This window comes from Streptomyces antarcticus (assembly GCF_026627255.1).
GTDB lineage: Bacteria > Actinomycetota > Actinomycetes > Streptomycetales > Streptomycetaceae > Streptomyces > Streptomyces antarcticus.
The window spans coordinates 63,138-89,209 of record NZ_JAPNLM010000011.1 but is presented as its reverse complement, the minus strand read 5'-3'; the positions used below and the strand labels follow the sequence as shown (position 1 = coordinate 89,209).

Annotated in this window: 20 protein-coding genes and 5 pseudogenes; 13 read left to right on the top strand and 12 right to left on the bottom strand. The window is 71.0% G+C overall.

Features of this window, described 5'->3' with window-relative positions; genetic code table 11:
- Positions 1-135: 135 nt before the first annotated feature.
- From OTB16_RS18300 to OTB16_RS18280, 5 genes and pseudogenes are all read right to left on the bottom strand, one after another.
- Positions 136-354: pseudogene (locus tag OTB16_RS18300) on the bottom strand (SDR family NAD(P)-dependent oxidoreductase); the annotation flags it as partial.
- Between the two features lie 195 nt (positions 355-549).
- Entirely contained in the window at positions 550-1,818 is a 1,269-nt protein-coding gene (locus tag OTB16_RS18295) for a 3-hydroxybutyrate oligomer hydrolase family protein (RefSeq protein WP_420717730.1), read from the bottom strand.
- A 369-nt stretch (positions 1,819-2,187) separates the two neighbouring features.
- The gene (locus tag OTB16_RS18290; RefSeq protein ID WP_267721285.1) at positions 2,188-2,574 is read right to left on the bottom strand and encodes a hypothetical protein; all 387 of its coding nucleotides are present in this window, start codon (positions 2,572-2,574) and stop codon (positions 2,188-2,190) included.
- A gap of 134 nt (positions 2,575-2,708) precedes the next feature.
- Positions 2,709-2,874 (bottom strand): annotated as a pseudogene (locus tag OTB16_RS18285) (arginine deiminase family protein); the annotation flags it as partial.
- Between the two features lie 188 nt (positions 2,875-3,062).
- Positions 3,063-4,727 (bottom strand): PLL family lectin, encoded by a 1,665-nt coding sequence (locus tag OTB16_RS18280; RefSeq protein ID WP_267721284.1) that lies wholly within the window; start codon positions 4,725-4,727, stop codon positions 3,063-3,065.
- A 252-nt stretch (positions 4,728-4,979) separates the two neighbouring features.
- Here OTB16_RS18280 and OTB16_RS18275 point away from each other — a divergent pair, with 252 nt between their 5' ends.
- Positions 4,980-6,053 (top strand): AfsR/SARP family transcriptional regulator, encoded by a 1,074-nt coding sequence (locus OTB16_RS18275; protein WP_267721283.1) that lies wholly within the window; start codon positions 4,980-4,982, stop codon positions 6,051-6,053.
- Positions 6,054-6,093: 40 nt separating this feature from the next.
- On the opposite strand, the gene OTB16_RS18270 is transcribed toward OTB16_RS18275, so the two are convergent.
- Together OTB16_RS18270 and OTB16_RS18265 are read right to left on the bottom strand one after the other, a co-directional pair.
- The gene (locus tag OTB16_RS18270) at positions 6,094-7,110 is read right to left on the bottom strand and encodes an alpha/beta hydrolase (protein WP_420717729.1); all 1,017 of its coding nucleotides are present in this window, start codon (positions 7,108-7,110) and stop codon (positions 6,094-6,096) included.
- 63 nt (positions 7,111-7,173) lie between these two features.
- The gene (locus tag OTB16_RS18265) at positions 7,174-9,570 is read right to left on the bottom strand and encodes a penicillin acylase family protein (protein WP_476470170.1); all 2,397 of its coding nucleotides are present in this window, start codon (positions 9,568-9,570) and stop codon (positions 7,174-7,176) included.
- Positions 9,571-9,948: 378 nt separating this feature from the next.
- Here OTB16_RS18265 and OTB16_RS18260 point away from each other — a divergent pair, with 378 nt between their 5' ends.
- From OTB16_RS18260 to OTB16_RS18240, 5 genes are all read left to right on the top strand, one after another.
- On the top strand, positions 9,949-10,938 hold the full coding sequence (locus OTB16_RS18260; protein ID WP_267721280.1) for an alpha/beta hydrolase: 990 nt from the start codon (positions 9,949-9,951) through the stop codon (positions 10,936-10,938).
- 65 nt (positions 10,939-11,003) lie between these two features.
- Positions 11,004-12,518: a DUF8189 domain-containing protein gene (locus OTB16_RS18255; protein ID WP_267721279.1), complete on the top strand. Its 1,515-nt coding sequence runs from the start codon at positions 11,004-11,006 to the stop codon at positions 12,516-12,518.
- Positions 12,519-12,603: 85 nt separating this feature from the next.
- Complete coding sequence (locus OTB16_RS18250) at positions 12,604-14,634, top strand: DUF8189 domain-containing protein (protein WP_267721278.1); 2,031 nt, start codon at positions 12,604-12,606, stop codon at positions 14,632-14,634.
- 473 nt (positions 14,635-15,107) lie between these two features.
- Entirely contained in the window at positions 15,108-15,917 is an 810-nt protein-coding gene (locus OTB16_RS18245; protein ID WP_267721277.1) for a serine/threonine protein kinase, read from the top strand.
- A complete protein-coding gene (locus OTB16_RS18240) occupies positions 15,914-17,353 on the top strand; it encodes a serine/threonine-protein kinase (RefSeq protein ID WP_267721276.1) in 1,440 nt (479 codons plus the stop codon). Before OTB16_RS18245 ends, OTB16_RS18240 begins: the two co-directional genes overlap by 4 nt.
- A 161-nt stretch (positions 17,354-17,514) precedes the next feature.
- On the opposite strand, the pseudogene OTB16_RS18235 reads toward OTB16_RS18240, so the two are convergent.
- Positions 17,515-17,706: pseudogene (locus tag OTB16_RS18235) on the bottom strand (IS5/IS1182 family transposase); the annotation flags it as partial.
- Here OTB16_RS18235 and OTB16_RS18230 point away from each other — a divergent pair.
- On the top strand, positions 17,657-17,947 hold the full coding sequence (locus OTB16_RS18230) for a hypothetical protein (RefSeq protein WP_267721430.1): 291 nt from the start codon (positions 17,657-17,659) through the stop codon (positions 17,945-17,947). The pseudogene OTB16_RS18235 and the gene OTB16_RS18230 overlap by 50 nt on opposite strands.
- Before the next feature lie 262 nt (positions 17,948-18,209).
- Here the strand turns inward: OTB16_RS18230 and OTB16_RS18225 are convergent.
- Positions 18,210-18,623, bottom strand: a pseudogene (locus OTB16_RS18225) (SDR family NAD(P)-dependent oxidoreductase); the annotation flags it as partial.
- Here OTB16_RS18225 and OTB16_RS39625 point away from each other — a divergent pair.
- The 3 genes from OTB16_RS39625 to OTB16_RS18215 all read left to right on the top strand — a co-directional run bounded on the left by OTB16_RS39625 (position 18,608) and on the right by OTB16_RS18215 (position 20,530).
- Positions 18,608-18,871: a carbohydrate-binding module family 14 protein gene (locus OTB16_RS39625; RefSeq protein WP_420717736.1), complete on the top strand. Its 264-nt coding sequence runs from the start codon at positions 18,608-18,610 to the stop codon at positions 18,869-18,871. The pseudogene OTB16_RS18225 and the gene OTB16_RS39625 overlap by 16 nt on opposite strands.
- A 116-nt stretch (positions 18,872-18,987) precedes the next feature.
- Positions 18,988-19,206, top strand: coding sequence for a hypothetical protein (locus tag OTB16_RS18220; RefSeq protein WP_267721275.1), 219 nt, complete (start codon positions 18,988-18,990; stop codon positions 19,204-19,206).
- Between the two features lie 601 nt (positions 19,207-19,807).
- Positions 19,808-20,530 (top strand): scabin-related ADP-ribosyltransferase, encoded by a 723-nt coding sequence (locus tag OTB16_RS18215; RefSeq protein WP_267721274.1) that lies wholly within the window; start codon positions 19,808-19,810, stop codon positions 20,528-20,530.
- A 290-nt stretch (positions 20,531-20,820) separates the two neighbouring features.
- Here the strand turns inward: OTB16_RS18215 and OTB16_RS18210 are convergent, their stop codons facing one another.
- Positions 20,821-21,027, bottom strand: a complete 207-nt coding sequence (locus tag OTB16_RS18210) for a hypothetical protein (RefSeq protein ID WP_267721273.1) — start codon at positions 21,025-21,027, stop codon at positions 20,821-20,823.
- A 900-nt stretch (positions 21,028-21,927) separates the two neighbouring features.
- On the opposite strand from OTB16_RS18210, the gene OTB16_RS18205 reads away from it, so the two are divergent.
- Together OTB16_RS18205 and OTB16_RS18200 are read left to right on the top strand one after the other, a co-directional pair.
- Positions 21,928-22,275, top strand: coding sequence for an STAS domain-containing protein (locus OTB16_RS18205; protein ID WP_267721272.1), 348 nt, complete (start codon positions 21,928-21,930; stop codon positions 22,273-22,275).
- A gap of 924 nt (positions 22,276-23,199) precedes the next feature.
- Positions 23,200-23,850, top strand: a complete 651-nt coding sequence (locus OTB16_RS18200) for a hypothetical protein (RefSeq protein ID WP_267721271.1) — start codon at positions 23,200-23,202, stop codon at positions 23,848-23,850.
- 605 nt (positions 23,851-24,455) lie between these two features.
- On the opposite strand, the pseudogene OTB16_RS39620 reads toward OTB16_RS18200, so the two are convergent.
- Positions 24,456-24,539 (bottom strand): annotated as a pseudogene (locus tag OTB16_RS39620) (transposase); the annotation flags it as partial.
- Between the two features lie 119 nt (positions 24,540-24,658).
- On the opposite strand from OTB16_RS39620, the gene OTB16_RS39615 reads away from it, so the two are divergent.
- The gene (locus OTB16_RS39615) at positions 24,659-25,000 is read left to right on the top strand and encodes a transposase (protein WP_420717728.1); all 342 of its coding nucleotides are present in this window, start codon (positions 24,659-24,661) and stop codon (positions 24,998-25,000) included.
- A 266-nt stretch (positions 25,001-25,266) separates the two neighbouring features.
- Here the strand turns inward: OTB16_RS39615 and OTB16_RS18185 are convergent, their stop codons facing one another.
- Positions 25,267-25,629, bottom strand: coding sequence for a cupin domain-containing protein (locus OTB16_RS18185; RefSeq protein WP_267721270.1), 363 nt, complete (start codon positions 25,627-25,629; stop codon positions 25,267-25,269).
- Between the last annotated feature and the right edge of the window lie 443 nt (positions 25,630-26,072).

The window sequence follows — 26,072 nt, the reverse complement described above, 5'->3', positions numbered from 1 at the left end:
GCCCACAGGGCTGGTAGACGCCGCCGGGGCGTCATCCGACGTGGCCGCGCCCCGGCACGATGCGAGGGGTCCGGCCGTGGAGTCCGCTGGTCACAGGTCCGGGCGTTCTTCGAGGGGCATTCCGTTGAGGTCCTGGGCCAGGTCCACCACATGTGCCCGGCCGCCTGTCTCCTCGGCAACGGCCTTGGCCGCCTTCGCGTCGACATCCACCACGTGTACGAGCGCCCCGGCGGTGGCGAGCGCTGCGGCGCAGGCCCGGCCGATCCCGCTGCCGGCGCCGGTCACCATGGCGGCGCGGCCCGCCAGGTCGACACCTGCTGTCCCGTCGAACGGGGGAGTGATTCCGCTTGTCATGGCCGGAATCATGCGCGACATACGAGCGTCACTCCCATGTGTGCATCCCCCACAGTCGGAACCGGCCATGTGGTGGGAGCCCCGGCAAGAGCGGCGCCGAGCGTCACCGAGCGGACATCGCGGTAGGTAGCGGATACGGAAGAGCAGGACCCCCGATGCGGGGATCCTGCTCCGGATACTGGCTGAACCGGATTGCTACGAGGCGAGACGGCAGCTGGTCAGCAGGCTTTCGGGGGTTGCGGAGCCGGGGCGTGGCAGGGTTCGGCTGGGCGGCGGCTGCTGACCACGGCCGAGCCAGTTCTCCAGTGCGGTGAAGGCGGAGCGATGGCAGGGCACCAACGGCCGGAGCTTGTCGGGGAAGGAGTCGTACAGCGAGTCGACGTGGGTTCCCGCCTCGACGCGGTAGTAGCGGAAGAGGTGGCGGCGGCCCGCGTCGTTCACCATCCCGGCGTAGATGTCCGAGTCCTTGCCGATGGGCAGCAGCACGTCGAGGGTGCCGTGCAGGGTGATCAGGGGTTTGCCGATCCTACCGGTCAGGGCGATCTTCGACACCGCGTGACGAACGCTCTGCGGCCGGGAGCCGTAGTCGTAGTCCGCGTCGCAGGCAGGTGTGCCGGGTGCGCAGAACGGGGTTCCGGCCTCCTGGGCGCCGTCGTAGTCCGGATCCAGCTCTTCGCGGTAGATCCGCTGGGTAACGTCCCAGTAGTACTGGTGGTGGAAGGGCCAGAGGAACTCGGAACCTGCGGGGAAGCCGGCTGCGGTCATCAACTGATGGGCCCGGTCCGCGCCCTCGCCTCCCGCCGCATAGTCGGGATAGGCAGTCAGTGCGGGCGGAAGGAAGGTGAGGAGATTCGGCCCCTCCTCCCTCCAGAGCGTGCCCTCCCAGTCCACGCCGCCGTCGTAGAGCTCGGGATGGTTCTCCAGCTGCCACCGCACGAGGTAACCGCCGTTGGACATGCCCGTGGCGAGTGTGCGGGTGGGGGGACGGAGATAGCGCTGTGTGACCACCGCGCGGGCAGCGCGGGTGAGCTCGGTGACCCGGCTGTTCCATTCGGCGATGGCGTCACCGGGTGCGGCACCGTCTCGGTGGAAGGCGGCACCGGTGTTGCCCTTGTCCGTCGCCGCGAACGCGTATCCGCGCGAGAGGACCCAGTCCCCGATGGCCCGGTCGTTGGCGTACTGCTCGCGAACCCCCGGGGAGCCCGCGATGACGAGTCCGCCGTTCCAGCGGTCGGGCAACCGGATGACGAATTGCGCGTCGTGCTGCCAGCCGTGGTTGGTGTTGGTGGTCGAGGTGTCCGGGAAGTATCCGTCGATCTGGATACCGGGCACGCCGCTCGGCACGGCCAGAGCGGCCGGGGTCAGCCCCGCCCAGTCGGCCTTGTCGGTATGCCCGGAGGCAACGGTCCCGGCCGTGGTGAGCTCGTCCAGGCAGGACTTGTCCTGCCGTTCGGCACCAGGCACTCTCAGCCACGAAATCATCGCGCAGTGCCCTGACCCGGAGGCTTCCGCCTCGCTCCGGTGCGGGGCAGCGGCGGCCGGAACGGCAGCGAGGGTCACGAGCGCCGCTGCCGCCGCGATGGCATGCCGAAGCGTTCTGGTACGGCGCCTGGGCCTCGGCTCTCTCCACTGTGCTGCTGATGTGACGACGGGGGGCACGGGTACCTCCGATGGGTGACGTCTACGGGCAAGCGGGACGCTATTGCGCAGGACACCGCCCGAGTCAGGGGTGCGATCCCCACAGCCGCGGCCCGGTAGGTGGGGCCGAGTACCACGAGCGGCGGGCGAGACCTCCTGTACCGTCCGCCGCCACGGGCTGCCCCAGCGCAGCGGTCAGGGGCAGGTGCCGTCGGCGATGACGTAGTAGCCGGCCGGTGATTCCTTCAGGGTGTGCGTGACGAAGGTGTTGTAGAGGCCCATGTTCTGCTTCGAGCCCTTGGCGTAGGCATGGCTGCCGTCGGTGGTGGCCCGTCCGGCCTGGACCTGCTGGTAGTTGTTCGCGGTCCAGCACTTCGGGGCGGCGCCCGTGGTCGTGACGGTGATGTCCCCCGAGCGGGCTCCCCCGGTGCCGGCCGCGTCACGGGTGGCCACGCTGTACGTGTGGCTGCTTCCCGCGCTCAGAGCCGCGTCGGTGAACGGGGCGGCGGTGGGTGTCGCCACCCGGAAGCCGTCCCGGTACACCGCGTAGGACGTGGCGCCGCTCACGCTGTCCCAGTTCAAGGTGACGGAAGTGTCGTTCGTACCGGTGGCGGCCAGGCCGCTCGGGGCGGGCAGACCTCCGGGGGCCGGGGCGGAGCCGTCCAGGCCGAAGAAGCCGGTGATTCAGTGGCTGGAGCAGATCGAGCGGATGAAGTTCACGGTCCCGGTAGCACCGCATTGCTGGGCGCCGGCGCCTCGCGTCGGGCTGCGGAATCGCGCCCGCAGTGCCCGCCGCCATCTCCTCGGCCGAGCTCGGCGCCGACGATGGTGACGACCTCCACACCTGGCCTCGCGCAGAAGCGCGTTGGTGGTCTGGGTGTTGCCCGGCGGGCGCGAGCAGGGAAGAAGCACCGGCGAACCAGGAGCGGACGAAGCCACCCGCGGCGCCTGACACCGGTGGTGAAGCGGGTCGAGCTCGGAGGGAGCGGACCGCGGCCGCCCGCCCACAGGCCGGTCCCATGGGACGCGGTGCCGGGCGCCGCGGCCCGGCAAGATCCGGAAGAGACGGCCTATGTCATCGCCGGCCCGGCATCGTTCAGCCAGGCCCACTCCGACCACGTGGCGAAGCCGGTCTGCCACTTGTGGTAGACACCGGCGTGACTGGTGGCGAACACCTCGATGCGGCCGTCGGCGTTGTTGCCCGCGGCGATCTCGGTGCCGCCGCCGCCGAAGGTCTCCCACTCCGAGAACGGGGCGTTCGGGCGGGTCTGCCAGGCGTGGCTCGCGGCGTTGGCGTTGATCGCGTACACCTCGACCCGGCCGTCGGCCGACCGCGAGACGGTCAGTTCGGCGTTGGTGATTCCGCCCATGCCCGTCCACTCCGACCACGAGGTCGGGCTGGTCTGCCAGCGGTGGAACACGCCGTTGGCATTGGAGGCGAACACCTCGAGCCTGCCGTCCTGGTTGTAGCCGGCGGACAGGTCGTGCCCTCCGCCGCCGAAGTTCTCCCAGGCGGACCAGCCGCCGTTGACTCCGGTCTGGTAGAGGTGCTCGAAGGTCGAGTCGGAGAGCGCGAAGACCTCGAGGCGCCCGTCGGGCGCGGTTTCGATGGCGAGCCGGGAGTTCGCCGGGCCGCCGGCGGTGCCCTCCCAGTTGGCCCAACCGCCGCTGGGCGCGGTCTGCCACCTGTGGAACACGCCCGTGGCGTTGGAGGCGAACACCTCGATGCGGCCGTCGGCGTTGTTGCCCGCGGCCAGTCGGTGCCCTCCGCCGCCGAAGTTCCCCCAGGCCGACCAGCTCCCGCCGGGCGCGGTCTGCCACATGTGGTCGAAAGTGCTGTCCGACAGCGCGAACAGCTCCAGCCGACCGTCCGCGTTGGACGCCACGGCCAACTGCGCGTTGCGCGGGCCCCCTTCGAAGCGCCACTGCGACCAGCCGCCGTTCACCGCGGTCTGCCACGAGTGGTACACGCCGTCCGCGCCGGCGGCGAAGGCCTCGAGCCGACCGTCCGCGGACCGCCCGGTGGTCACCCGGCCCGAGGCGTACGGGTGCTTGGGGCCGCCTGCGCTCGTACCGGACCACAGGGCGTTGGCGATGAGTACCGCGTCGTCCGCCTCGATGGCGTACAGGCCGCGCAGGTCCTCCCTCGGCCGCTGAACGTGCCAGCACACCTCTCCGATCGCCTCGTTGTTCCACGAGCCGCCCGGATACATCCGTTCCGCCTCGTCGAAGAAGGCGTTGGTGGCATAGGCCGGGTTCAGACGCTCCTCCCGGGTGCCCCACCAGTCCTGCTGCTGGAACAGCCCGAGGCTGGTGTAGTCAACGGCCTGGGCGTAGTTGTTGAGGCTGGACTCCACGATGACCGTGGCGATGGCGATGGCCGCGGCCCTCTGGTTCAGCCCCCGGTCCTTCACCGCCTGCGTCACCATCCGCGCGCAGGACACCTTGTAGGCGTCCATGTATCCGGCCATCTTCGCGCGCAACTGGGGGTTGAGCTGGTCGGCCAGGATGCCGTCGGTGGCCGACGGGCCGGCCGGATCGCACGGCACGGTCGGAATGGCGAAGCCCTGCGGGCCGCTGAAGTACCGCGAGACGCCGGAGCGGTCACCGCCCGGGACCGGAACGGGCGCGTGCGCGGCGGAGGCGACCGAGGCCGTCATACCGATGACCAGCGCCCATATGCCGACCGCGAAGGCCAGTCTGGTGAACATGCGGCACAAGCCGGATATCGCCATGTTGTTCCCTTCTGTCGTGAAGTGAAGTGCGCGGAATCCGCTCGACCTCCGGCTGCCGGCCGCGGCGGCCGACCTGTTCGACGCGCATCGGGCACCGGCCGGAGGAGTCCGGGCACACAGAGTTCACCGGGGACCATCGCCCTTGTCACTCCGGATCGTTCCGGATGCCTCCCACGGCGCACCCACCCCTACCTTGTCGACCGGACCGCATCGGCCGGACCGACCGGCCAGCCTGGAGCCCGGGGAGCAGTGATGCCGACGACTGCCACCGCCTGCCCGCCAACCGCCACCGCCCTCGTGCGCCGGGAGCGCAAGGTGCTCCACGCGATCGGTTGCGGCCTTCGGGACGACGAGATAGCCGCCGCCCTGGCCATGCCCGAGGACGCCGTCGCCGGGCACCTCGCACGGATCCTCGTGAAACTCGGGCTGCGCGACCGGGCCGCCGCCATCGTCCACGCCTTCGACTGCGGCCTGGTCGTGCCCGGCAGCGGCCCTCGTACGCAGGCGGTGAACCCGGTGCCGCGGACCGGCTCAGGCCGTGCGGCCGGCTCGAAGGTGCAGATCTCCCTGCTCGGACCGGTCCACGCACGGCAGGACGGGCGGCCACTGAAACTGGGGCACTTGCGCCAGCAAGCCGTACTGGCCGCGCTGGCGCTGCGCGTGGACCGGACGGTCAGCCGGCAGGAACTGCTCGACGGGGTGTGGGGGATGGAACCGCCGGTCACGAACGTGGTGCCGGTGTACGTCTACCGGCTGCGCAGAACCCTGCACGCCGGGGACGGCCGCCCGGACCCGGTGATCGAGCACGACCGCTGCGGCTACCGGCTGGTCTCCGGCGCAGTCGATGTGGACGTGGCGCGCATGGAGCAACTGGTCGCCCGCGCCGAGGAGGCCGATCGGGCCGGTGGGCCGGACGAACTGGTCCGCCTGTGCGCCCAGGCGCTGGACCTGTTCCGCGGGGAGCCTCTGGCCGGCCTGCCCGGACCCCTCGCCGAGCTGGAGCGGCTACGGCTGTCCGAGCGCGGGATCGCCATCGCGCAGCGGATGGCGCAGGGGCAGCTGCGGCTGGGCCGGCACTCCGAGGCGGTCGCCGGGCTGTTCGCCCTGTCCGCGACCCACCCGCTGCACGAGCCGGTGGCCGCGATGCTCATGGGCGCCTTGTACCGCAGCGGCCGACAGGCCGACGCGCTGACCGTGTTCGAGCGCGCCCGCCGCCGTCTGGAAGACGACCTCGGTGTTCCGCCCAGCCGCATGCTGCGGCGGACGCGCCAGATGATCCTGCGCGGTGACGAGGCCGGCCTCGGCGTCGTCACCGCGCCGCGCTGACCGGGCCGCCGCCGGATCGGGGCGGCCCGGCCGCACACGGTCAGGCGGTGAAGGACCGTTCCAGCCTGGGGATCAGGTCCCGGAGGTCCTCTTCCCAGCACCCGGCGTTGTGGCCGCCGTTGCAGAGGGTCCCCCAACCGGAACCGTCGCCATAGTTGACGTAGTAGTAGGGCATCCCCAAGGCGTCCATGCTGGCCTTGACGTGCTTGGACGCGCTCTCGACCCAGAACTCCAGGTCGGTGACGTCTCCGCGGCCGTTGCCCACGTAGATGGAGACCCCCACTCCCGCGAGCTTGTTCATGTGCGCCGCCGGGTCCACCTCGTTGAACCTCCAGTCGGCGTTGAACACCGGGTAGGGCGAGCCGAACACGGCATCACTGTCCACGCTGGGCTGGTAGCCGACGAGGGAGGCGACGACGGCCATCCGCAGGTTCATGGACTTGACCGAAAGGTCGATGTCCCCCGACAGGGACGCGGTCTGGCTGAACAGGTCGGGGCGGACCTGGGCGTAGTGCAGGGCCCCGAACCCGCCCATGGAGACACCGGCGACGGCCCGGGCCTTCTTGGCGGCGATGGTCCGCAGGTTCGCGTCGATGAACGGGATCACCTGCTTGAGGTGGAAGTTCTCCCAGTTCTGGACACCGGCCGCGGTCCTCTGGTTGAGCCAGTTGGCGTACCAGCCCCGGGCGCCGCCGTCCGGGATCACGGTGATCATCTCGTTGGAGGTGGTGAGCGCCGGATAGTTCTGCTGGATCGGGTCGTCGGGCGAACCGTGCAGGAAGTACAGCACCGGGTAACGCCTGGCCGGGTCGTCGTAGTAGCCGCTCGGCAGGATGATCTTGATGTGGTGCTTGCCTGTGACCTCGGGTGTGGTCACGGTGATGTAGAAGTTGGTGGGACCGCCCACCGTCGAATCGACCTGGGTCAGGCCGAACCCGTCCGTCAGCGTCGGCGGCGCGGTGCCGTCGGCGGCCTGCGCCGAACCTGCCGGCACCGCCATGCCCACCACGGCGGCCATCAAGGCCACCATCATGCGCCACCGGCTTGTTTTCCTCATCACAGCGTGCTCCCTCCAGAGCCTTGTCGTTGCGCGGGTACGGGACCGGTCGGGAGACCGGCCTCAGTTCAGGACCTTGACCTCCAGTGCCGGAGACGCCGCGATCTGCTCCTCGGTGAACCGCTCGGTCACCCACTGGCCCGCCGAGAACAACTTGGTCTGATCGACGTAGTGCGGTGAATTCGGGTTGGCCGACTGGGAGTAGGCCAACACGGAGGAGGCCTGCGGCGGACCCTCGGCGGTGAACCGCACCGCCTGGACGAAACTGGACCCGAAAGTGATGTCCATCTTCCCGTCGACCGAGCCGGGAGTGACCACGTTCAGCACCCCCAGCTCGCTGACCGCCCCGTGGATCGGGATCTGCTCACCGTTGCGCGTGATCTTCTGGACGTCCGACAACGGCGCGTTCAGCGGGATCCCAGCGTTGCGCAGGGCGATCACCGCCCGGCCGAACGCGTCGCGGACCGCGGAGCTCCCGGCGTCCAGCGAGTTGGGCGTGTGCACCGGGTCCTTGGGGTCGAAGGGAACCCGCCACGGCAGCTTCTCGATCGACTGACCACCGAGCAGGGAGTACCAGTAGTTCTCGAACAGCCAGGATCCCCGGCTGTCCGCCGTGAAGTCGTGGCTCTTCCAGGCGGCCAGGATCGGGCAGGCCTCGCTCACGTTGACCAGCTGGCCGTCCACCAGGATCAGTCCGAATGGCAGGCCCCGGCACATCGTCACCGTGGCGTCGAGGGCCAGATCGGCGGCCCGGCTGTTGTCGGCGAACAGCAACTGCCGCATGCTCTCCGGCGTGAACCCCCGGCCCGGCAGGCCGTCGGTGCCGTTGATCCGCTTCTGCGCGGTGAGGATCAACTCCTGGGTGCGCAGCGACCGGGGCGCTGCCGTGTCGCCCATCACCCGGGGAAAGGAGAGCGGTTGCTCGGGGTTGGCCAGCCAGGCGCTGTCGTTGGCGTTGCCCACGAAGTCCTTGCGGATCAGCCGCGGCTGCTTGTGCGGGGCCAGCAGTCCCGGCGCGACCGCGCTCGGGTCGTCGGGCCAGTCGCACGCGCTGCGCTTGCCGTCGAAGATGGAGACCGGCGGTACGTTCGGCAGCCGCAGCACCTGGTTGAACAGTGCCTGGCCGGTCAGAGTCAGGCACGACTGTGCGTGCTCGTCGGTGATGTTCGGGGTGGCCTGGATGTCCGCGTACAGGGCATTGCCCTTGCGGTCGGAGGCGACGGTGTTGAAGAAGGGGACGCCCTGCGTGGTCTCCAGGGTGTTCACCACCTCGTTGACGTCCTTGGCCTGGTCGAGGTGGAACCAGGTGTTCAGCGCCCGCAGATTGCCCATGTTCACGTCGCGCACCGCGTGCGCGCTGACCACCCAGGGCAGTCCCACGGTCAGGACCTGTGTGGTGATCGGCCCGTAACGGGTGGCCCACAAGGTCCTGTTGACCCGACCGATGGAACCGTCCGCGTTCAGCACGTCCACACCGACCTGCTGTGAGGTCATCGCCTGCCAGGTGCCGTCGACCAGATAGTGGGTCGGGTTCAGCGGATCGACCTGTACGTCGAACAGTCCGAAGGGAGCCACCGTGGCCACCGTGTGGCTCCAGGCGACGTCGTCGTTGTGCCCGATGTTCACCGCGGGGAAGCCGAGCAGGCTGGCCCCGGAGACATTGATCCTTCCCGGGATCGTCAGCTGGCTCTGCCACATCCGGTTCTTGCCCTGCCAGGGGAAGTGCGGGTTCGCGAGCAGCATGCTGGTGCCCCCGGACACGCCCTGGGAGCCGACCGCCAGCGCGTTGCTGCCCATGCTCTGCTGACGGCTGACCGCCAGCGCGTCGCGGATCTTCGTCGCGGTCTCCGCGGGCGAGGAGGCCGGCGGAGCGGCAGTGGCGGCCGAAGCACCCAGGGGTGCGGCGTTCACCTGACCGTCGAGCAGCACGTCGGCGCTGCCCATGATGATCTCGGCGTGCGCGTGCCGGTAGACGTCCAGCTCCGTGATCGGCCGTACCCAGGCCTTGCCGCGGCAGGCCGGGTCGGTGATGTTGTTCACGCCCGTCTCGGCCAGGTACCTGTTGTAGCCCTGGACGTAGCCGCGAATGGCCTCCTTCACCTCCGGCTCCGGCCCGTTGGGCGCGGGCAGGTCGATCTGCCGCTCCACCACCCGGTTGTCGTTCATCCGTTGGAAGTAGATGTCGCTGTTGAGATTGGTGGTGGTGTTCTGGTGCTCGCCGGGACTCGCCTTGCCGTCGGGCCCCAGATGGCGGGACCGCTGGGCGTTGACCATCAGATAGGTGTCGGCCAGGGTGCAGATGTTGTCCTTGGCCGCGGCGTACCCGTAGCCCGTGCCCAGCCCCTTCCAGTCCGATGCGATGATGTGCGGGATCCCGTACTCGGTGTAGCGGATCGTCGGCTTGTCCGGCGCCTGCGCCTGTGTCGGGGGCTGCGACCCGGTCGCCGCCAACGTGCTCATCACCGCCACCGCGGCCGTGGCCGCCATCGGCAGCCTCGCTCTGAATCTCCACCGTGCCATCGATCCGTCCTCCCCTGTGGTCCAGGCCTGTGTCCGAACGCGGCCACGCTAGGGAAGGACGATGAAATCCCGATGACACCCGCGGCCGCCGGAGCCTGCGCCGCGCCCCCCGCGGCGCAGTCGGCCGGTGCCTAGCCGACGCGTGGTCGGCTGTCAGTCCGGAAACTTCCGGGGTCTGCGGGCCCGCGGACCGTTGCTACCGTCCAGACCGTCCGGGCGGCCCGGTCCCTCCAGAGGGACGGCACGGTACGAAGTGGCGCGACGGTGGGAGTCCGCCGCGCCCGGACGCCTCGACAGGCTCGCGACCAGGAGGACACATTGAGCGCGAAGAACCCCACCCGCAGGAGCATCCTCAAGACGGCCGGCGGCTTCTCGGCCGCCATGGCCATGGGCGGTGCGGGAGTCCTCGCCGCCGCGTCGAACGCCTCCGCCGTCGGAGACGGGTTCGGCCTGCGCGTGGTCGAGCGCGGCGAGGCCGACCCCCGCATGCGGTACTACCGGTTCCAGACCAGTGCGATCGGCTGGAACCCCGCCGTCAACGTGCTCCTCCCCGACGACTACCACTGGAGCGGACGCACCTACCCGGTCCTCTACCTTTTTCACGGAGGCGGCACGGACCAGGACTTCATCACCTTCGACCGCGAGGGCGTCCGCCAGTGGACCGCGGGCAAGCCGATCATCGTCGTGATGCCCGACGGCGGCCACGCCGGCTGGTACTCCAACCCCGTGAGCTCCAACGTCGGCCCGCGGAACTGGGAGCACTTCCACATCTCGCAGCTGATCCCGTGGATCGACGCGAACTTCCGCACCTTCGCCGAGTACGACGGCCGCGCCGTGTCCGGGTTCTCGATGGGCGGCTTCGGTGCGCTGAAGTACGCCGCCAAGTACTGGGGACACTTCGCCTCGGTGAGCGCCCACTCCGGCCCGGCCAGCCTGCGCCGGGACAACGGCCTCGTGGTCCACTGGGCGAACGCCTCCGCCGCGGCCCTGGACCTGAACGGCGGCACGATCTACGGGGCGCCGTTCTGGGACGAGGCCCGGGTCAACGCGGACAACCCGGTCCAGCGGATCGAGAGCTACCGCAACAAGCGGGTCTTCCTGGTCGCCGGCACCAGCCCCGACCCGATCAACTGGTTCGACACCCTCAACGAGACCCAAGTGCTCGCGGGACAGCGTGAGTTCCGCTCCCTGCTCGGCAACGCCGGGATCCCGCACGAGTGGCACGAGCGGCCCGGCGGGCACTTCATCCGCCGGGACCTGATGGAGCACGACATCAACGGCATCATCGACCGGCTCCGCAGGGCGTGAGCGTCTCCGCCCCCACGCCACATCCGTCCCACTCACCCCGCGACCACTCAGGGGAGGAACGTCTCGTGCTTTCCGGACTTTCCCGACGCGCACGGTACTGCGCTCTCGCGGCGACGGCTCTCCTGCTGTCGTCGTTCGTGGCCACGGTGCCCGCCGAGGCCCGTACCGCCGATCTCACCGCAGCCTGCCCGACCACCGGCTTCGTGTCCCAGCACTTCCACAGCGGCCACAACGGCGTCGACATCGCCAACGCCGTCGGTACGCCGATCTACGCCGTGGGCGACGGCGAGGTGACCATTTCCGGATACACAGGCGACTACGGCCAGTGGATCCGCGTCCTGCACCCCGACGGGAGGATCTCCGAGTACGGGCACATGTCGCGGCGCGACGTCTCCGTCGGCGACCACGTCGTGGCCGGCCAGCAGATCGCCCTGATGGGCGCCGAGGGCACCAACGTCGACGGCTCCCACCTCCACTTGCGGATCTGGGGGGACCAGTCCACGTCGTACGGCGTCGATCCCGAGGCCTACCTCGCGGAGCGCGGCGTCGTACTGCCCTGCACCCCGGGCAGCGGTCCGCGGCCCAAGCCGCCCGTCTACCCGGCGGAGTCGGGCCGGGTCGTGTCGGCGCGGTCGGCGGACGGACGCCTCGAGGTGTTCGCGGCCGGGGCCGACGGAGTGCACCACGCCTGGCAGCAGGAGGCGAACGGCAACTGGTCCGCTTGGGAACCGCTCGGCGGACCGGGCAACGCCGAGCTGGCGATCGCGCCCAACGCCGACGGGCGGCTCGAGATGTTCGCCCTGAACGGCAGCACCTTCCAACACCGCTGGCAGCTTTCTGCCTCCGGAGGCTGGTCGAACTGGGAGACCTTCGGAGGCGGCGGGCGCGACACCGCGGCCGGTGTGAACGCGGACGGCCGCATCGAGGTCTATGCCTCCGGTCCGGTCGGCCTCTTCCACCGGTACCAAGACGCCCCCAATGGCGGCTGGTCGGAGTGGGAGCCCGCCGGAGGCGGTCCCGCCGACAGCCGCGTGGAGATGGAGAAGTCGCCTGACGGACGCCTTGAGGTGTTCGCCCTGGGCGCGGACACCTTCCAGCACAAGTACCAGACGGCGCCCAACGGCGGTTGGTCGAACTGGGACACCTTCGGCGGCGGCGGCCGTGACCTCACCGTCGACCACAATGCCGACGGCCGCCTGGAGGTGTTCGCCTCCGGACCGGTCGGCGTGTTCCACAAGTACCAGACCAGCGGCTCCGGTTGGTCGAACTGGGAAGGGGTCGGCGGCCCCGCGGACTCGCAGCTCTCCAGCGAGCGCACGCCGGACGGCCGGGTCGAGGTCTTCGCCATGAACGGCAGCACGGCCATGCACATGTGGCAGAGCGCCGTCAACGCGCCGTACGGCGAGTGGGCGGCCTTCGGAGGCGGCGGCACCGAGGTCACGGCGGTCACCAATGCCGACGGGCGGATGGAGGTCTTCGGCACCAGCCGCGTCGGTACGTTCCACAAATGGCAGACCGGCTTCTCCACTTGGTCCGAATGGGCCTGGATCGGCAACACCCCCGGTCCCGCCCTCGACTGACCTGCCCGTGACCCGCCCCACACCCGGCCCGTGGTCGGCCGTGCCCGACGGCACGGCCGACCACGCGGCCTCCCAGGAGAGACTCATGCTTCCGATCAGCAGACGGAACCTGTTGCGGGGCGCTGCAGGGGCGGGCGCGCTCCCGTTCCTGGGCGCCGGCCGGGCCGCGGCCTCGCCGGCGGACGCCCTGCCGCCGCCCCGGTGGGTCGGCGCCGGCCCCTTCTCGTACGTCTTCGACCCGTCCACCCCGAGCGGCCCGCGTTACCTCAACGACCACACGCTGATCAAGGCCCAGGGCCGCTGGCACCTGTTCAGCATCGTCGGGGACAGCGCGCCGCGCGGCGAATCCCCGGACAGCACGGGGGAGACCTCCTTCGCCCACGCCTCCGCGCCGAGCCCGACCGGGCCGTGGACCGCCCACGCCGACGCGCTCACCCTCGACCGGTCCTACTTCGGCGAGGAGCACCTGTGGGCGCCCCACGTCGTCGCGGCGGGGGGCAGGTTCTGGATGTTCTACGCGGCCGGCGGCGAGAGCGGTGCCGCGATCAGCCTCGCCACGTCGGCCGACCTGTTCACCTGGACGCGCGAACCGTCCGGCCCGCTGTTCCGGGGGATCGCGGCCCGCGATCCGATGGTGCTGCGGGTCGGCGGCGAGTGGGTCATGTACTACACGGAACTCTCGGGCCCCGGCGGCCGCCACGTCGTGGCCCACCGGCGGTCCGCCGACCTGGTGCACTGGAGCGAGCCGGGCATCGCGTTCACCGACGCGACCACGGACGCGACCGTCTCGGTCACCGAGTCGCCGTACGTCGTCGAACGGGAAGGCTGGTACTACCTGTTCATCGGGCCGCGGGGCGGCTACGAGGGTACGGACGTCCTGGCGTCCCAGGACCCCTTCCACTTCGACCTCGCCGGCTACGCGGGCCACGTGGCCGGTCACGCCGTGGAGGTCGTCGCCGACGGGGAGGCATGGTACGCCAGCGCCGCGGGCTGGTTTCGGAACGGGCTGCATGTGGCGCCCCTCCAGTGGCGGGACACGCCACCGCCGTGGCAGAGCACGGACAACCCGGTGGCTTGCCTCGACGCCGCCAGCCGCCTCACGGTGTTCGCGCTCGACGCCTCCGACCGCTCGATGCTGCGGCGCGTCCAGCTCGACCCGGACGCCGACACCTGGTCGCAGTGGGAGGAGTTCGGCGGGCCGGCGGGTGCGGCCCCCACACTCGGCCGCAACGCCGACGGCGGTCTCGAGGTGTTCTCGCTCGCCCCGGAGGGTGCCAACCTGCACCACCGGGCCCAACGGCCGGACGGCGGCTGGAGCGACTGGGAGGAGTTCGGCGGCCCGGCCGGAGCCGCCCCCGCCGTGGCCCGCGATGCCCACGGCCGGCTGGAGGTGTTCGCCCTGAGCCCCGGCGGCGCCTCCGTGGCCCGGCGGCGGCAAGGGGCACCGGGATCCCCGGCATGGGACCCGTGGGAGACCGGCTTCGGCGGGGCCGCGGGCGCGCCACCGGTCGTCGCGGTGAACGCCGATGGCCGGCTGGAGGTGTTCGCCCTCTCACCCGGCGGCGCCGGGATCTTCCACCGGTGGCAGGAGACCCCGGGCGGCGCCTGGACCGCCGCGTGGCAGCGGTTCGGCACCGCGTCCGGCGCTGCGCCGCGGGTGGCCAGGGACGGCAGCGGCCGGCTCACCGTGGCCGCGATCGGACCGTCGGGCGTGGGAACCTTCAGCCGGCGCCAGTCCGTGCCGAACGGAGGCTGGGACGAGTGGCTGCCGATGTTCGGCTGGAGCGCCGCCGCCCCGGCGTTCGCCGCCAACACCGACGGCCGCCTCGAGGCGTTCTCGCTGACGCCCGGTGGCGCCCGGCTCGACCACCGCTGGCAGACCGCCCCCGGCGGAAGCTGGGATCCCGGCAGGGAGTTCGGTGAGCCCGGCATCAGGCTCGCCGCCCCGCCCGCGGCCGCGCTCGACGCCACCGGACGCACGCACGTCTTCGCCGTCACCACCGAAGGCCGGATGCGCACCCGCGTCCAGGCCCAGCCGAGCGGCGGCTGGCGGCCGTGGACGGCCTTCGGCGACCGCAGGGTCGCACCCGTCGTATCGGGCAGGCCCGCGCTCTGAGCCCGGAGTGCGGATCGCGCCAAGCGAAAGGGGCAAAAGGGCGGTTCCGCGGTGCCGCGACCCCCGGGGGCACGGTGACCTTCCCCACCCCGGCAGGTCCCGGACCGGACGTCCCCGACCGGGGCTTGAGGGCGGATCCCGCGCGGCCGCCCACGGCGCCGATACGCCGTCCTCGCCCGCCGCGGCACGGAACCTTCCCCCGATTCACTCGGCAGAGAGTCGAAAACGACCCCAAACCGCCACCTCCGCCACAGAGTCGGGGTGACCCGGGACACAGCGGCGCCGGCTGCGCGGAGGGGGCCGGCGAGCCTCCCGCCCGAGGGCCCCCGGAGCCTCCCGGGGCAGCCGGTGCGGGCCGTCCGACCCGGCGGGCCGCCCCGGCCGAAGTGGCTGAAGTGCGCCGATGAACTCCCTCGAGAGATGAGTATTGTTCCACTCGTCGGTCCAGCACGACGCGTGGAACGGGGGGAGCGATGAGCGGCGTAGTCGTCCATCTGCCGCAAGGGTGTAGTGGCGCCGACGGCGGCGAGCCGTACGGCGACGCCGTGACGTTACGCCTCGGACCGGGCGAGGTCGCCCGCTTCGGACGCGGCTCCGCGACGATCCCCGTAGAGCTGCGGCTCGCCGACGTGGCGATCTCCCGGCTCGCCGGAGAGATCCGTGTGACCGATGACCACTGGCAGTTGACGAACCACAGCACCACCCACAGCTACCTCGTGGAGAACCCGGAGGGCGCCGGGGAGTACCTGCGGGTCCCGCCCCGCCGGGTAGGGGCGCCGGTCCCGTTCGAGTTCGCACGCGTCGTGCTGCCCACGCGCAGCGACGTCCCCGTCTCCTTCCAGGTGTTCGCACCCGACCACATCTACCTGGACCCGGAAGCCATGGGCGCCCCCTGGGGCCGCCTCACGGTCACCGCGTACTCGCTGGACGAAACGGCCACGTACTTCCTCGTCCTCGTCGCGCTCTGCGAACCGCGCCTGCGCGACCAGTCCCGCGTCGCGGTTCCCACGACCCCCCAGATCGTCGAACGGCTCCAGGGCCACGCCGCCTGCGCCACCCTGACCGCGCGTGCGGTCAGCTCGCACATCGACTACCTCGCCGAGGAGAAACTGCGCATCGGCGCCTCGGACCCGCGCGAACCCGGCAAGGGCGACCGCCGCAACGGCAAGCGAGAGGAGATCGTCGGGCTCGCGCTGCGGTTCGGGCTCGTGCGCGAGGAGCACCTGACGCTGCTGCCACCCCTGACGGGGGCCGGCGGGCGGGAGCGGCAGACCGCGCGATGACTACGCCCCACGCCCTGCGCGACATCACGGAACGCGACGGCACGGACCTGCTCCTGCCCGGCCACCGGGTGCAGGGCTGGATGATCACCAACCTGATCGGGGCCGGAGGCTGGTCCACGGTCTACGCCGCACGGCCCGCCAACAAGTACCCGGACCGGACCGGCCGGCCCCCCGCGCACCCGGCCGCGGCACCAGCAGACGTCGCGCTCAAAATCATGCCGACCGCCGGGTACGCTCCGCGCCAGACGCGCAGGATCGTGGAGTCCGCCCGCCGGGAGGTCGAACTGGGACGCAGGGCCGGGCACGCACGGCTGATCCGCCTCCTGGACTCCTTCGTCCTTGAGGCACCGGACCGCCCTGCCCTGGACGGCGCGATCGTGCTGGTCATGGAGCGGGCCGCGGGCAGCCTGCGGGAACTCCTCGACGCGGGGGTCGCCGAGGCCGACCGCGCCCGGCTGATCGCGGGGATCTGCGAGGGACTCGCCCACCTCCACCGGTCGGGCTGGGTCCACGCCGATCTCAAGCCGGAGAACGTCCTGCTGGACGGCGACCGCTCCGTGAAGCTCTCGGACTTCGGGCTCGCCACCGAGATGACGGGAACGTACGGGTACGCGCCCCCCATGGGCACCTTGGACTACCTTCCGCCCGAGCGATGGCGCGCACCCCTCGGGGAACTGGGCGTGAAGGTCCGGCCCAGTGCTGACATCTGGGCCCTGGGCATCATCATCCACGAGGTGTTCGGCTCCGGCGCCTCCCCGTTCTCCGGCGCCACGCCCATGGCACGGGGCGCCGCCGTCCAGGAGTACGGAGAGGGGCGTGCGCCACTGCGCATGGACCAGGCCGTGCCGCCGTTCTGGCGCGCACTGGCCGCCGACTGCCTCGCCCCGACCCACGCTGCGCGTGCCCGGCACACTGCGGAGAGCCTGCTCGCCCGCATCACGGCCGAACTGGAGGCGCGCGGGAGGGGCACGGGACGGTTGTGGGGCCGGGCCCGCGCCGCGATCCTCACCACCGCGCTCTGCGGGATCGCCGGTACGACCCTGTGGTCGGACGCGGCACGGGCGAACTCCTCCGCACTGGACGGCCTGCAGGGCGCGACGGCCGGCACGATCCGGGTGTTCAACGCGGAGAAGGGGTGCCAGGAGCGGGCCGACCGGGACCCGCAGTGCAGTCTGGGCCTGGCGATCGACCCGACGCGGCAGTACACCGCGGACAACGTCGTACCGTCCCGGGTGTGGCACGGCGACGTCCTCGCCGTCGACTGCCAGGTGCCCGACGGCCGGGCCATCATCGACGAGGCGGACCTGCAGTCCACCCGCTGGTTCCACGTCCGCCTCCCTCCTGGCTCCACACCCCCCACCGCGTGGCTCCCCGCCGTCCGCACGAAGGACCGCCCGGCGCTGCGGGGGTGCCCCCACCCCGCGACCGGGCGCTGACGCCCCCGGCCGGGACCGTCGCGCAAGCCTGAGACGTTTTCGGGACGGGCCCCTTCGCGGCTCGCCGCGTACGACGAAGCTGCCGTGATCGCCGCAGACACCATGCGCCCCGTGATGCCCACCGGCCCGATCGCGTGGGAGGACATGTGAGCACCGAGCCGGGCGGTCGCGATCCCGATCCCGGCCGCGAGCTGGGCGTAGGTGTCACCGCACCGCAGGTGGGCCGGGGCCGGCAGGGCCTGGCGACCGGCCGGCAGACGCCGCCACCGCGTCCCGGTCTTCTGCCGCCGGGCTGCCGGGTGCCTGGTCAGGAGCCGAAAGCACCGCGCGCCCGTCGCCAAAGCGGCCGGCATCCGTTTCCTGACCGCCGCGGGCGCGGGCTCGTACACACGTCTGGAGGGCTGGGAGGAACTGACCGCCGAGCCCTGGGCGACGGCCGGCCACGTCCTGGTCCAGCCGGGCGCCGGGATCAAGACCGACGAGGCCGACTACAGCTGCCGCGTCGCCGCCGTCGTCTTCACCGCTGACTCCCCCGAGGAAGCGCAGGAACGCTGGAGGGAGATCGGCGAGCGCGTCCGCATGCTCGGCGCCTGAGCCACGCACAGCCCGGCGCCCCGAAAGCCCGGCACCACCCGCACCACCCGCACCACCACGCGCGCACGGCGCCGGACCCGCACATGCGCAGCTCTGCCCGCAACGGAAGGAAGAAGCACGAGATCGACGGGGCATCCATCCGCACGGCGGGTAGCCGTGCCCCGTCTCATGCAAGCCGGCAGACATCAAGTAGCCGTTCTCGGAGCGGACGGCAGGTGCGTCGCCTGCACGCTACCCGCACCCGCTACCCGCTGCCGCTTGGAGCCGCCCCGACCGCACCCGAGGTCACGTTCACGATCCTGCTCGGCGAACCGGCCGTCAGCGTGGGCAGCAGCAGTTCGGTCAGCAGGTACGGCGAAAGGTGGTTGACGACAAACGAGGCCTCGACACCACCCAGCTCGCGCCGGTCGGGGAACATCGCCCCGACGTTGTTGACCAGCACTGCCAACGAATCCCCTGAGGCCTCGTGCTCGGCTGCCATCCGCTCGGCCAGCACGCGTACCTGGTCGAGCGAGGAGAGGTCGGCGGCCAGGAACCGGCCCGGGTGTGCCGGGCCCATGGCGTTGATCCGGTCCACTGCCTGGGCACCCCGGTCGGTACTCCGTCCGACCACCGTGACCGCGAACCCGGCGACGGCAAGCCCCAGCGCCGTCTCCAGACCTGTGCCTTCCCGCATACGCCGCGTCAGCGCAGACCGTCTCAGTCAGCCCGGCGGCTGATCTTGCCGACGGGTCGCCCTGCGAAGCGCACGGCGCCCTCCTGCCGGACCCGAACGACCCGACCATCTTCTTCCACTGCGCGTGGGGGGTGGCGTACATGAAGAAGTGTCCGGACCCGCTTCACTTCAACCCGGTCCTGGCGGTCTGCGACTGGCCCGAGAACGCCGACAATCCGGTGGCTCGCACCAGGTCTGACGTCAGCTGACAGCTACGTGGCTCCGCCGGCCGCCAGCAGGACCGCGCTGGCGGCCGGGGCTTCTGAACCTCCACGGCTCCGCAAGCCACATCCTGGCCCTGACGGCAGAGGATGAGAGGCACACCATGGCGCTGCGGGACACGCTCGAACAGCGAGGCGTCTTCGGCTCCGTCTTCTGCCCTCCCGCCACCCCACGGACCCGGTCCCTCATTCGGCTCTCCCTCCACGCCGCCCTGACCGACACCCAAGTCGCCCACCTCATCACGACCTGCCTGGACCCCGGCCTGCCCCCCACGGTGGTGCCGAGTTCGATCGGCTACTTCGAAAACGTCCTCGGGGCGTGAGCGCTCCGGCGGCGCTCCGGTGAGGTTTCCCGGGCCGACTTCGACAAGTGACCATCGGGAAGGCCCGCAGATGCTGCCTCAGGGGGCGGCCGGGGGCGGCCGCCAAGACCGAATCGGCCAAAGGCCCAGGTCAGTGCGGCCGGATCGCCTACAGCGCCCGCCGGATCCAGTTGGAACGCTGAGACCACCACTCGCGTCGGCACGATCAGGGACTTCGCCGACCGCTCCAGCCCTTTCTCTTCGTAGGAGCGACGATGGGCAGGGACCGTACAGTCCCTCGAGCGCCCGGCGCCTTGCCCTTGCCCTTGCCCCTGCTCGGCCACGGCTTGGCCCTGCGTCGGGATCCGCTGGCGTTCATGATGTCTCTGCCGCGGCCGGCTCACCGCCCTTGGCCCCGAACGCGGCGGGCCGGCCACACGGCGATCACGACGCCGGAGTCCGCGGAACACACACAAGAGATCGTCGTACCGCGGCGGAGGAACCTTTCCCCGGTACGACTGATCCACCCGTGCGGGTGGACCCGGCGCACCACGCCCGGAAGGACCCGGCAGCCACCCCTATAAAGAGGCCCGTCACGTTGATCGACTGATGGGTCCTCACCATGCTGCAGGCCGCTCTGCGAGTGCTCGCCGCCGCCTCCCTCATCTCCGCCGCCGCCGTCTCCCCGGCCGCGGCCGTCTCCCCGGCCCCCGCCGCCGCCACAGTACGAGCCACCGCGGTGGACGACCTCACCACACCGTGCGGCCCGACCGTCGAGTACCGGGCCTGGGACTGGTGGCGCACGACGACCAACACCTCGATCGCCCGCCCCGTCGCCTCAGCCGCCACGTCCGAGCGCTGGCAGTGGCGTACGGACGTCAACACCCTGTGGCGCGGCGACACCCGGGAAACCGTCGAGGAGATCTTCCAGACCGGCTTCACACCTCGTGGCGACCAGATGACGCCGCTCGCCGAGTACATCGTCAAGGGTGGCGGCCAGAACAGCGCGCACCTCAGCACCAGCTGCGAGAAGTGGGTCGCCCAGAAGTTCGCCACCTACGGCAGCGCCAAGACCGGCTGGGTCTACGAGATCTACGCGCCCGGCGGCATCGACGTGAACGCCACCGCCCGCCTCAACGACTACAGCTCGCCGTACCTGTGGAACAAGGAGATCGACTTCCCCGGCGGAGTCAAGGGCCGCTACATCAAGGGCGCCTGCAAATTCCGGCTGACCTACACCGACCCGGAAACCAAGGTGAACACCTTCGAAGAACTCGGCTGCAAGAACAACACCGGCTTCGCCCCCTACGAGACGGAGCCTGCCCTCACCACAGCCACCCGCTGACACCCGCACCACACCGGGCGGGATGGTACAGAAGCCGCTGGCGACCGCCGCGATCTCCACGTACCTGACGAAGTTCGGCATCACCGTCCTGCCGGTCAACGTCGGTATCTGCGCGGGCAGCATCTGCGTCTGACCCTGATCGGCCCGGCATCTCGGCGGGGCGGGGGCCCTCTCTGCCCGCCCCGCCGGGAGGCCGGAGCGGCCCGCCTGCGGCCTTCACAGCTGGACGCGGGGGCAGCAGCACGTACACCGAATTCCGCGACTCGGCCGCAGGACACGGCGGCAGTGGTTCAGCGGTCGAACCAGGCGCGGCCGTCCGCCGAGGCGAAAGCCGCAATGACCGCTACAGCCAACGCAATTCCAGGCGCTGATGTCAGGCCGCCGCCGGAGAAGAGGGTGACCAGCCCACTCCATACGACCAAAACCTCTACCGTGATCACGACGGGGCGCATCCGGGCGTAGCGGTGCAGGGCGAGAATGCCTGAGACGATCAGCACTCACTCCTGCCATGAGGTGATCACCGTGGGAGCCGGCGGCGTCAGCCTCACCCGGCCCGTCCGCAGGTCTGCCCGCACAGCCGTTGGTGCCGGGCACGTGATCCCAAGGCGTGCACCACAGGTGATCGGACTGGGCGGAAAGCTCTCCGGAAGATCCTCCACCACTGGCAGGGGTCAACACCCTCTGCCGTATGCCGGTAGAAGATCAGCCGGCGCGCAGCAGCCCACTCCTGCCGAAAGGACACCCCTGCCTTGAACGGAATCGAAGAGCTCCTTCAGCTCCTCAACGCGCTCCAGCCGCTGGCCCTGATCGCAGCGCAACTCGTGCACCCGTAGACCGGCACCCGGTGTGTCGGCCGGGCGGAGCCAACCGAGGCCGGGGCCTTGGCGCAGGCCGAGGCACGGCGGGGATGTCCGGGTGACTGAGCGCGTGCCCCCGGTGGTCGGCGGGGGGTTCGTGGAGCTGCCGCGGCCGTCCCGGGTGAGGGGCCGGGCCGAGGCTGCCGCGGGGGTGGTCCAGCACGGCCTGGCGTACGTACGCAGGCCCCGGTGACGGCTGCCCGCGGGCGCGGCACGCCAGCAGCGGGACCGTACCCGCCTCCTGATGCGAGCAATCCGGAACAACCGCTTCACCAGGGCCGGAGTAGTACCCGGGCGGAGGCCGCCGCTGCACGGAACTGTCGCAGGCCAGGCCAGGCCAGGCCAGGGGAGAGGAGAGGTCCTGCCCGCCTCTTCGTGATGGCAGCGCCATCGGACGCGGCCCGGGTCCGCGTCACCCCCGTACGGGTGGGGAGCCGATCCGGCAGGAGAGCCGCAACAGCCGGCGAACCCCGGACATGGCCGCCAAGGAAGATCCTCAAGTACGGTCACCAGAACCTGTCGACATAGAGGAGGCCGACCATGGCAACGGATGCGACCATCGAGCCGCAACCAGTGGAGACCGAGATACGCGACGGGGTGATCGTGGTCCGCCCGGCCGGCGAACTCGACGTCGACCAAGCGCCCGCACTGCGCACGGCACTCCTGGGTGCCCTGGCTTACCAGGGCGGGCCGGCCGATGTCGTCGTGGACCTCAGCGGTGTCGACTTCTGCGACTCCTCCGGGCTGAACGTCCTCATCCGCGCCATGCTCGTGGCCCGCGAATCCGGCCGCGGCCTGAGCCTGGCCGCGCCCTGCACCCAGGTCGCCCGCCTGCTGGCCGTCACCGGCGCCGACAAGACCTTCGACATCACCCCCACCGCCCCCTAACCCCAGCTTCCCCCGCCCCGCGGCCGCCCCGCCGCCCCGCCGCCGCGCGGCCGCCCGGGCCGGGGTGGCGCAGTCCGCAGGGCGGCCGGGCCAGTCGTAGGGGTCGGCCGGCGTGTGCGTGCCCGTGGGCGGGAGCGGTTCGTTGGAGAGGTTGGGAGCCAACACCGTCCCGGGGGCCCGCCCGCCCGCCCCGAGCTCTGGGGACGGGTCCCGGGTCCTGATGCCTGACTGCTTCACCCACCGCGGGTCCTCCACCGCCGGGCCTGACGGTGAAGAACCCGCGCGCGGTGGTGCCCGGGTCAGACGTCAGGGCCGCCCCGGGCACGGGGACCCGCAGCTCGTCCGGTCGGATGCCCGTCCCGTATCGATGCAGGCACGGGTGGGCCCGGTCTCCGCTCCGGGGATGGTCCTGTCAGCATGCTCGTCCCGCGCCCTTCACCCGTCGGTGAGGGTGATCGAGGCGGTGTGATGCGTTTCCCGGTGGGTTCGCGCTGGTCGGCGAAGGTGTGGGCGACGGCCACGACGATCGCCAGCCCCTGCCGCCCGATGGGCAGGGGGTCGGGGGGCAGGATCGCGGGCGGGTTCGGGTTGCTGTCCCGCACCGCCACTTCCACACAACCTTCACGGACTTCCAGGCTCAGGCGGCTCGGGCCGGAGCGTACTTGCGCGTGTTGGTGACGAGCTCGCTGACCACGAGCTCCACGACGTCCAGGGTGCGGTCGCCGACCGGCAGGCGGTGAGTCCTGGACGTCGGCCAGAAAACGGCGGGCGAGGCGGCGGGCCTGAGCGGTCGGTTCGCTGCCTGTGTATGACCCCGCCGGACGCGAAATGTCCCGGTCCATGGCCGGGGGGACCGCGCGTGTCCCGATCGGCGGTGCACCCTCTACGCTGTGCGCTGGTCGGCCCCAGGGGGCGGGGAACAGGATGTCCGTAGAACGTCACATAGCGGGGATGCTCCAGCAGATCGCCCGTCAGCAGGACATCGTCGAGATCGCCCCCCAGGGCTCCACGCCGAAGGCGGCCGCCCTGGCGCACGTGGCGGAGCAGTACGGCTACACGTACGGCATGGCGTACAGGACCGGATTCAAGAACTCGCTCGTCCAGGTCCGGATGTACCGGGACCCGCAGCCCGACGCGCGCGTCCGCGAGGCGGCCACCATCACCGCCCATCCGCAGGCGGGCAACGGCGGGATGGTGCCGGGGCTGGAGCAGGGCTCGCTGAAGCCGCTCCCCGAAGCGGTCGGTGCCGTGGCCGTGCTGAAGGACCTCATCACCTTCGACGTCATGGCCCAGTACGTCGCCGACCGGAGCCAGAAGATGAAGGGCTACCTCGCCTGCGCGGTCCTGACCGTCCTCCTGCTCATCGACAGGTCCCCGGTCGAAGCTGTCGTCTCCGGCGGGGCGGTCGCGCTGCTCTTCACCGTGGCGTTCAAGGTGGGCGCGATCCGCCGCGGGAAGATCGCACAGCGGCTGACGGACGCCGGGTTCCTCGCGGTGCGCGACGAACAGGGCGGCCAGCGGTTCCTGCGCCCGGGGCAGCAGTTGCCCGGCCACACCAACCCGTTCGCCGCCTGAGGCCCTGGCTTGCGGCGCAGGCAGGAAGCGGTGGAGGCCGCCGCCTGGCACCGGGCACAGGCCTTCCGCGCGCAGGCGAAAACCGCCGAGCTTGCTGCCGATGACGTACCCGCCCCAGCCCGAGCCGTTCGCCGACGCCCTCGGGGAAGCCGCGCACACGGCTGCGATGCCCTGCCGCCTGATGATGCCCATCACCGACGCCGTCCACCGCGCCACCCAGGAACGCCTCACCGGCCGGAAGGCCGAGCTCGGCAAGGACGCGGAGAGAGATGGCGCCGGGCTGGTCGGCCAACCAGCTGCGCGGCGTCCTGGGCGAGGACGTCCGGGCCGAGCTGATGGCCGGGGCGGACTGGCCGGTGATGGCCCGCCAGCTCGTCGGCCTCCAGCAGGCCGGTGTCGACCTCGGGGTGTTCCTGCCGCTGATGGGCCGGACGACCGCAACAGGCCACCAGGCCGTCGCCGCGAACACCACGCATATGCGGGCGGAGGGCACCGGCCGGTGGGCCGGCCTCTTGAAGTCCACGATGCCCGAGGGCCTTGTGCGCGATGCGATCCTGGCCTCCCCGGCGCGGCCGGACATCGCGGCCGCTGACCGAGCGGTGCCGGTCCTTCCACGCGGTGATCACCGGCTCGATCAGAGCCCACTGCTCATCCGATAAGTCACGCGGGTACGGCTTGCGTTCGCTCACCCCGCCACCCCAACAGACCACCGGCTGCGGACCAGCGGATTCCGCCCGCACCCCACACCATCTGGCGACGACAGAATCACTCAAAGAGTCACGAACCACCCTCTGATGAGCAGTGGTCGGTGTTGGAGTCGTTGCTTCCTGCGGCTGGTGTGATTCGCGGGTCGCCGTCCCGGCGGATGCTGGTGGACGGTGTGCGGTGGCGGGTACGGACCGGTGTCCCGTGGCGGGACCTGCCGTGCGAGTACGGGCCCTGGCAGACCGTTTACGGACTGTTCCGAAGGTGGCAGCGCCAGGGGGTGTGGGCCCGGCTGCTGACGTTGTTGCAGGCACGGGCCGATGTGTCCGGGCTGATCGTGGGAGGTCAACGTCGACTCCACGATCTGCCGGGCTCACCAGCACGCGGCCGGTGCCCGCCGGGACGTCGCCAGGCAGGAGGAATCGCCCGGCGGTGTCGGCTCTGAGCCGGAGGATCACGGACTGAGCCGGTCCCGGGGCGGGTTCACCACGAAGATTCATCTGGCGTGCGAGCAGGGCCAGAAGCCGTTGGCGCTTCTGGTCACGGCAGGTCAGCGGGGTGACAACCCGCAGGCCGCTTTGGCTGTCTACTACCAGCTCCGGACGGCCCGCGACCTGCTGGCCTTCGACGGGGCGAACTTCGAGACTCCCGCATACCGGCAAGTCTTCCAGAGGCAGGCGCGTCTCACCGCGATACCTCCAACCGAAGGGCTCAGCCCTGCGACGCGATGTGGTCAATGACTGCGGTGAAGTCATCTGTCGGTGAGAAATCGACGTATTCGCAGTCCTCAAGCGCCACGGGGGCGTGCCCGGGCGGCCAGTAGAACGCTTGTCCCGCCTCGTAGACCGCCTCTCCGTCCTTCGTGACCATCTTCAGCCGGCCTTTGAGCATGTACCCCCAGTGAGGGCACTGACAGAGATCATCTGTCAGTCCCTTCATAGCCGGCCGCAGGTCCGCGCCCTGGGGCAGCTGGACGAAGGCCACGGACAGCTCTCCGCCGATCTCTCGCGTACGGAGTTCGACGCCTCCGCCCCCGATCGCGACTGGTGTGTCCTTCCGGGTTGTGGCTGTCATGGCGGCCTCGCTTCGTTCGTAGTGCAACGGTGTGCCTACTTACAGGCTCGCCCATGCGGTTGGGACTCGCTAGGCGGGCTTATGAGCTGCCCGCCCGTCTCCCGCATCTGCGCTGGTCATCGTGAGTCGGCGAGATGGATCGGGGGCCGAGGCCTCAAGGGCCGAGATGGTGTGGCTTTGGCAGGATCTGCCGGGTGCTGAACGTGCGGCTCACGAGCGACGGCGCGAGCCGCCCCCGACAGGGTGACCGCAGCTTCCCGTATGGGGTGGATCTTCGGCGGATCGGTCTCCAGCCGTACGCGGGGGCCCCGAGGTATCGCCGCGCCCTCCCCGGCCACCCTGGCGGCGACCGCCGCCTCCGCTCCTGCGGCCGCCTCCCGCTCGGGCTCCGGCCGACGCCTGTGTCCCCGCCCCCGCCCTGGCCACCACCCCGACCTCCAGCT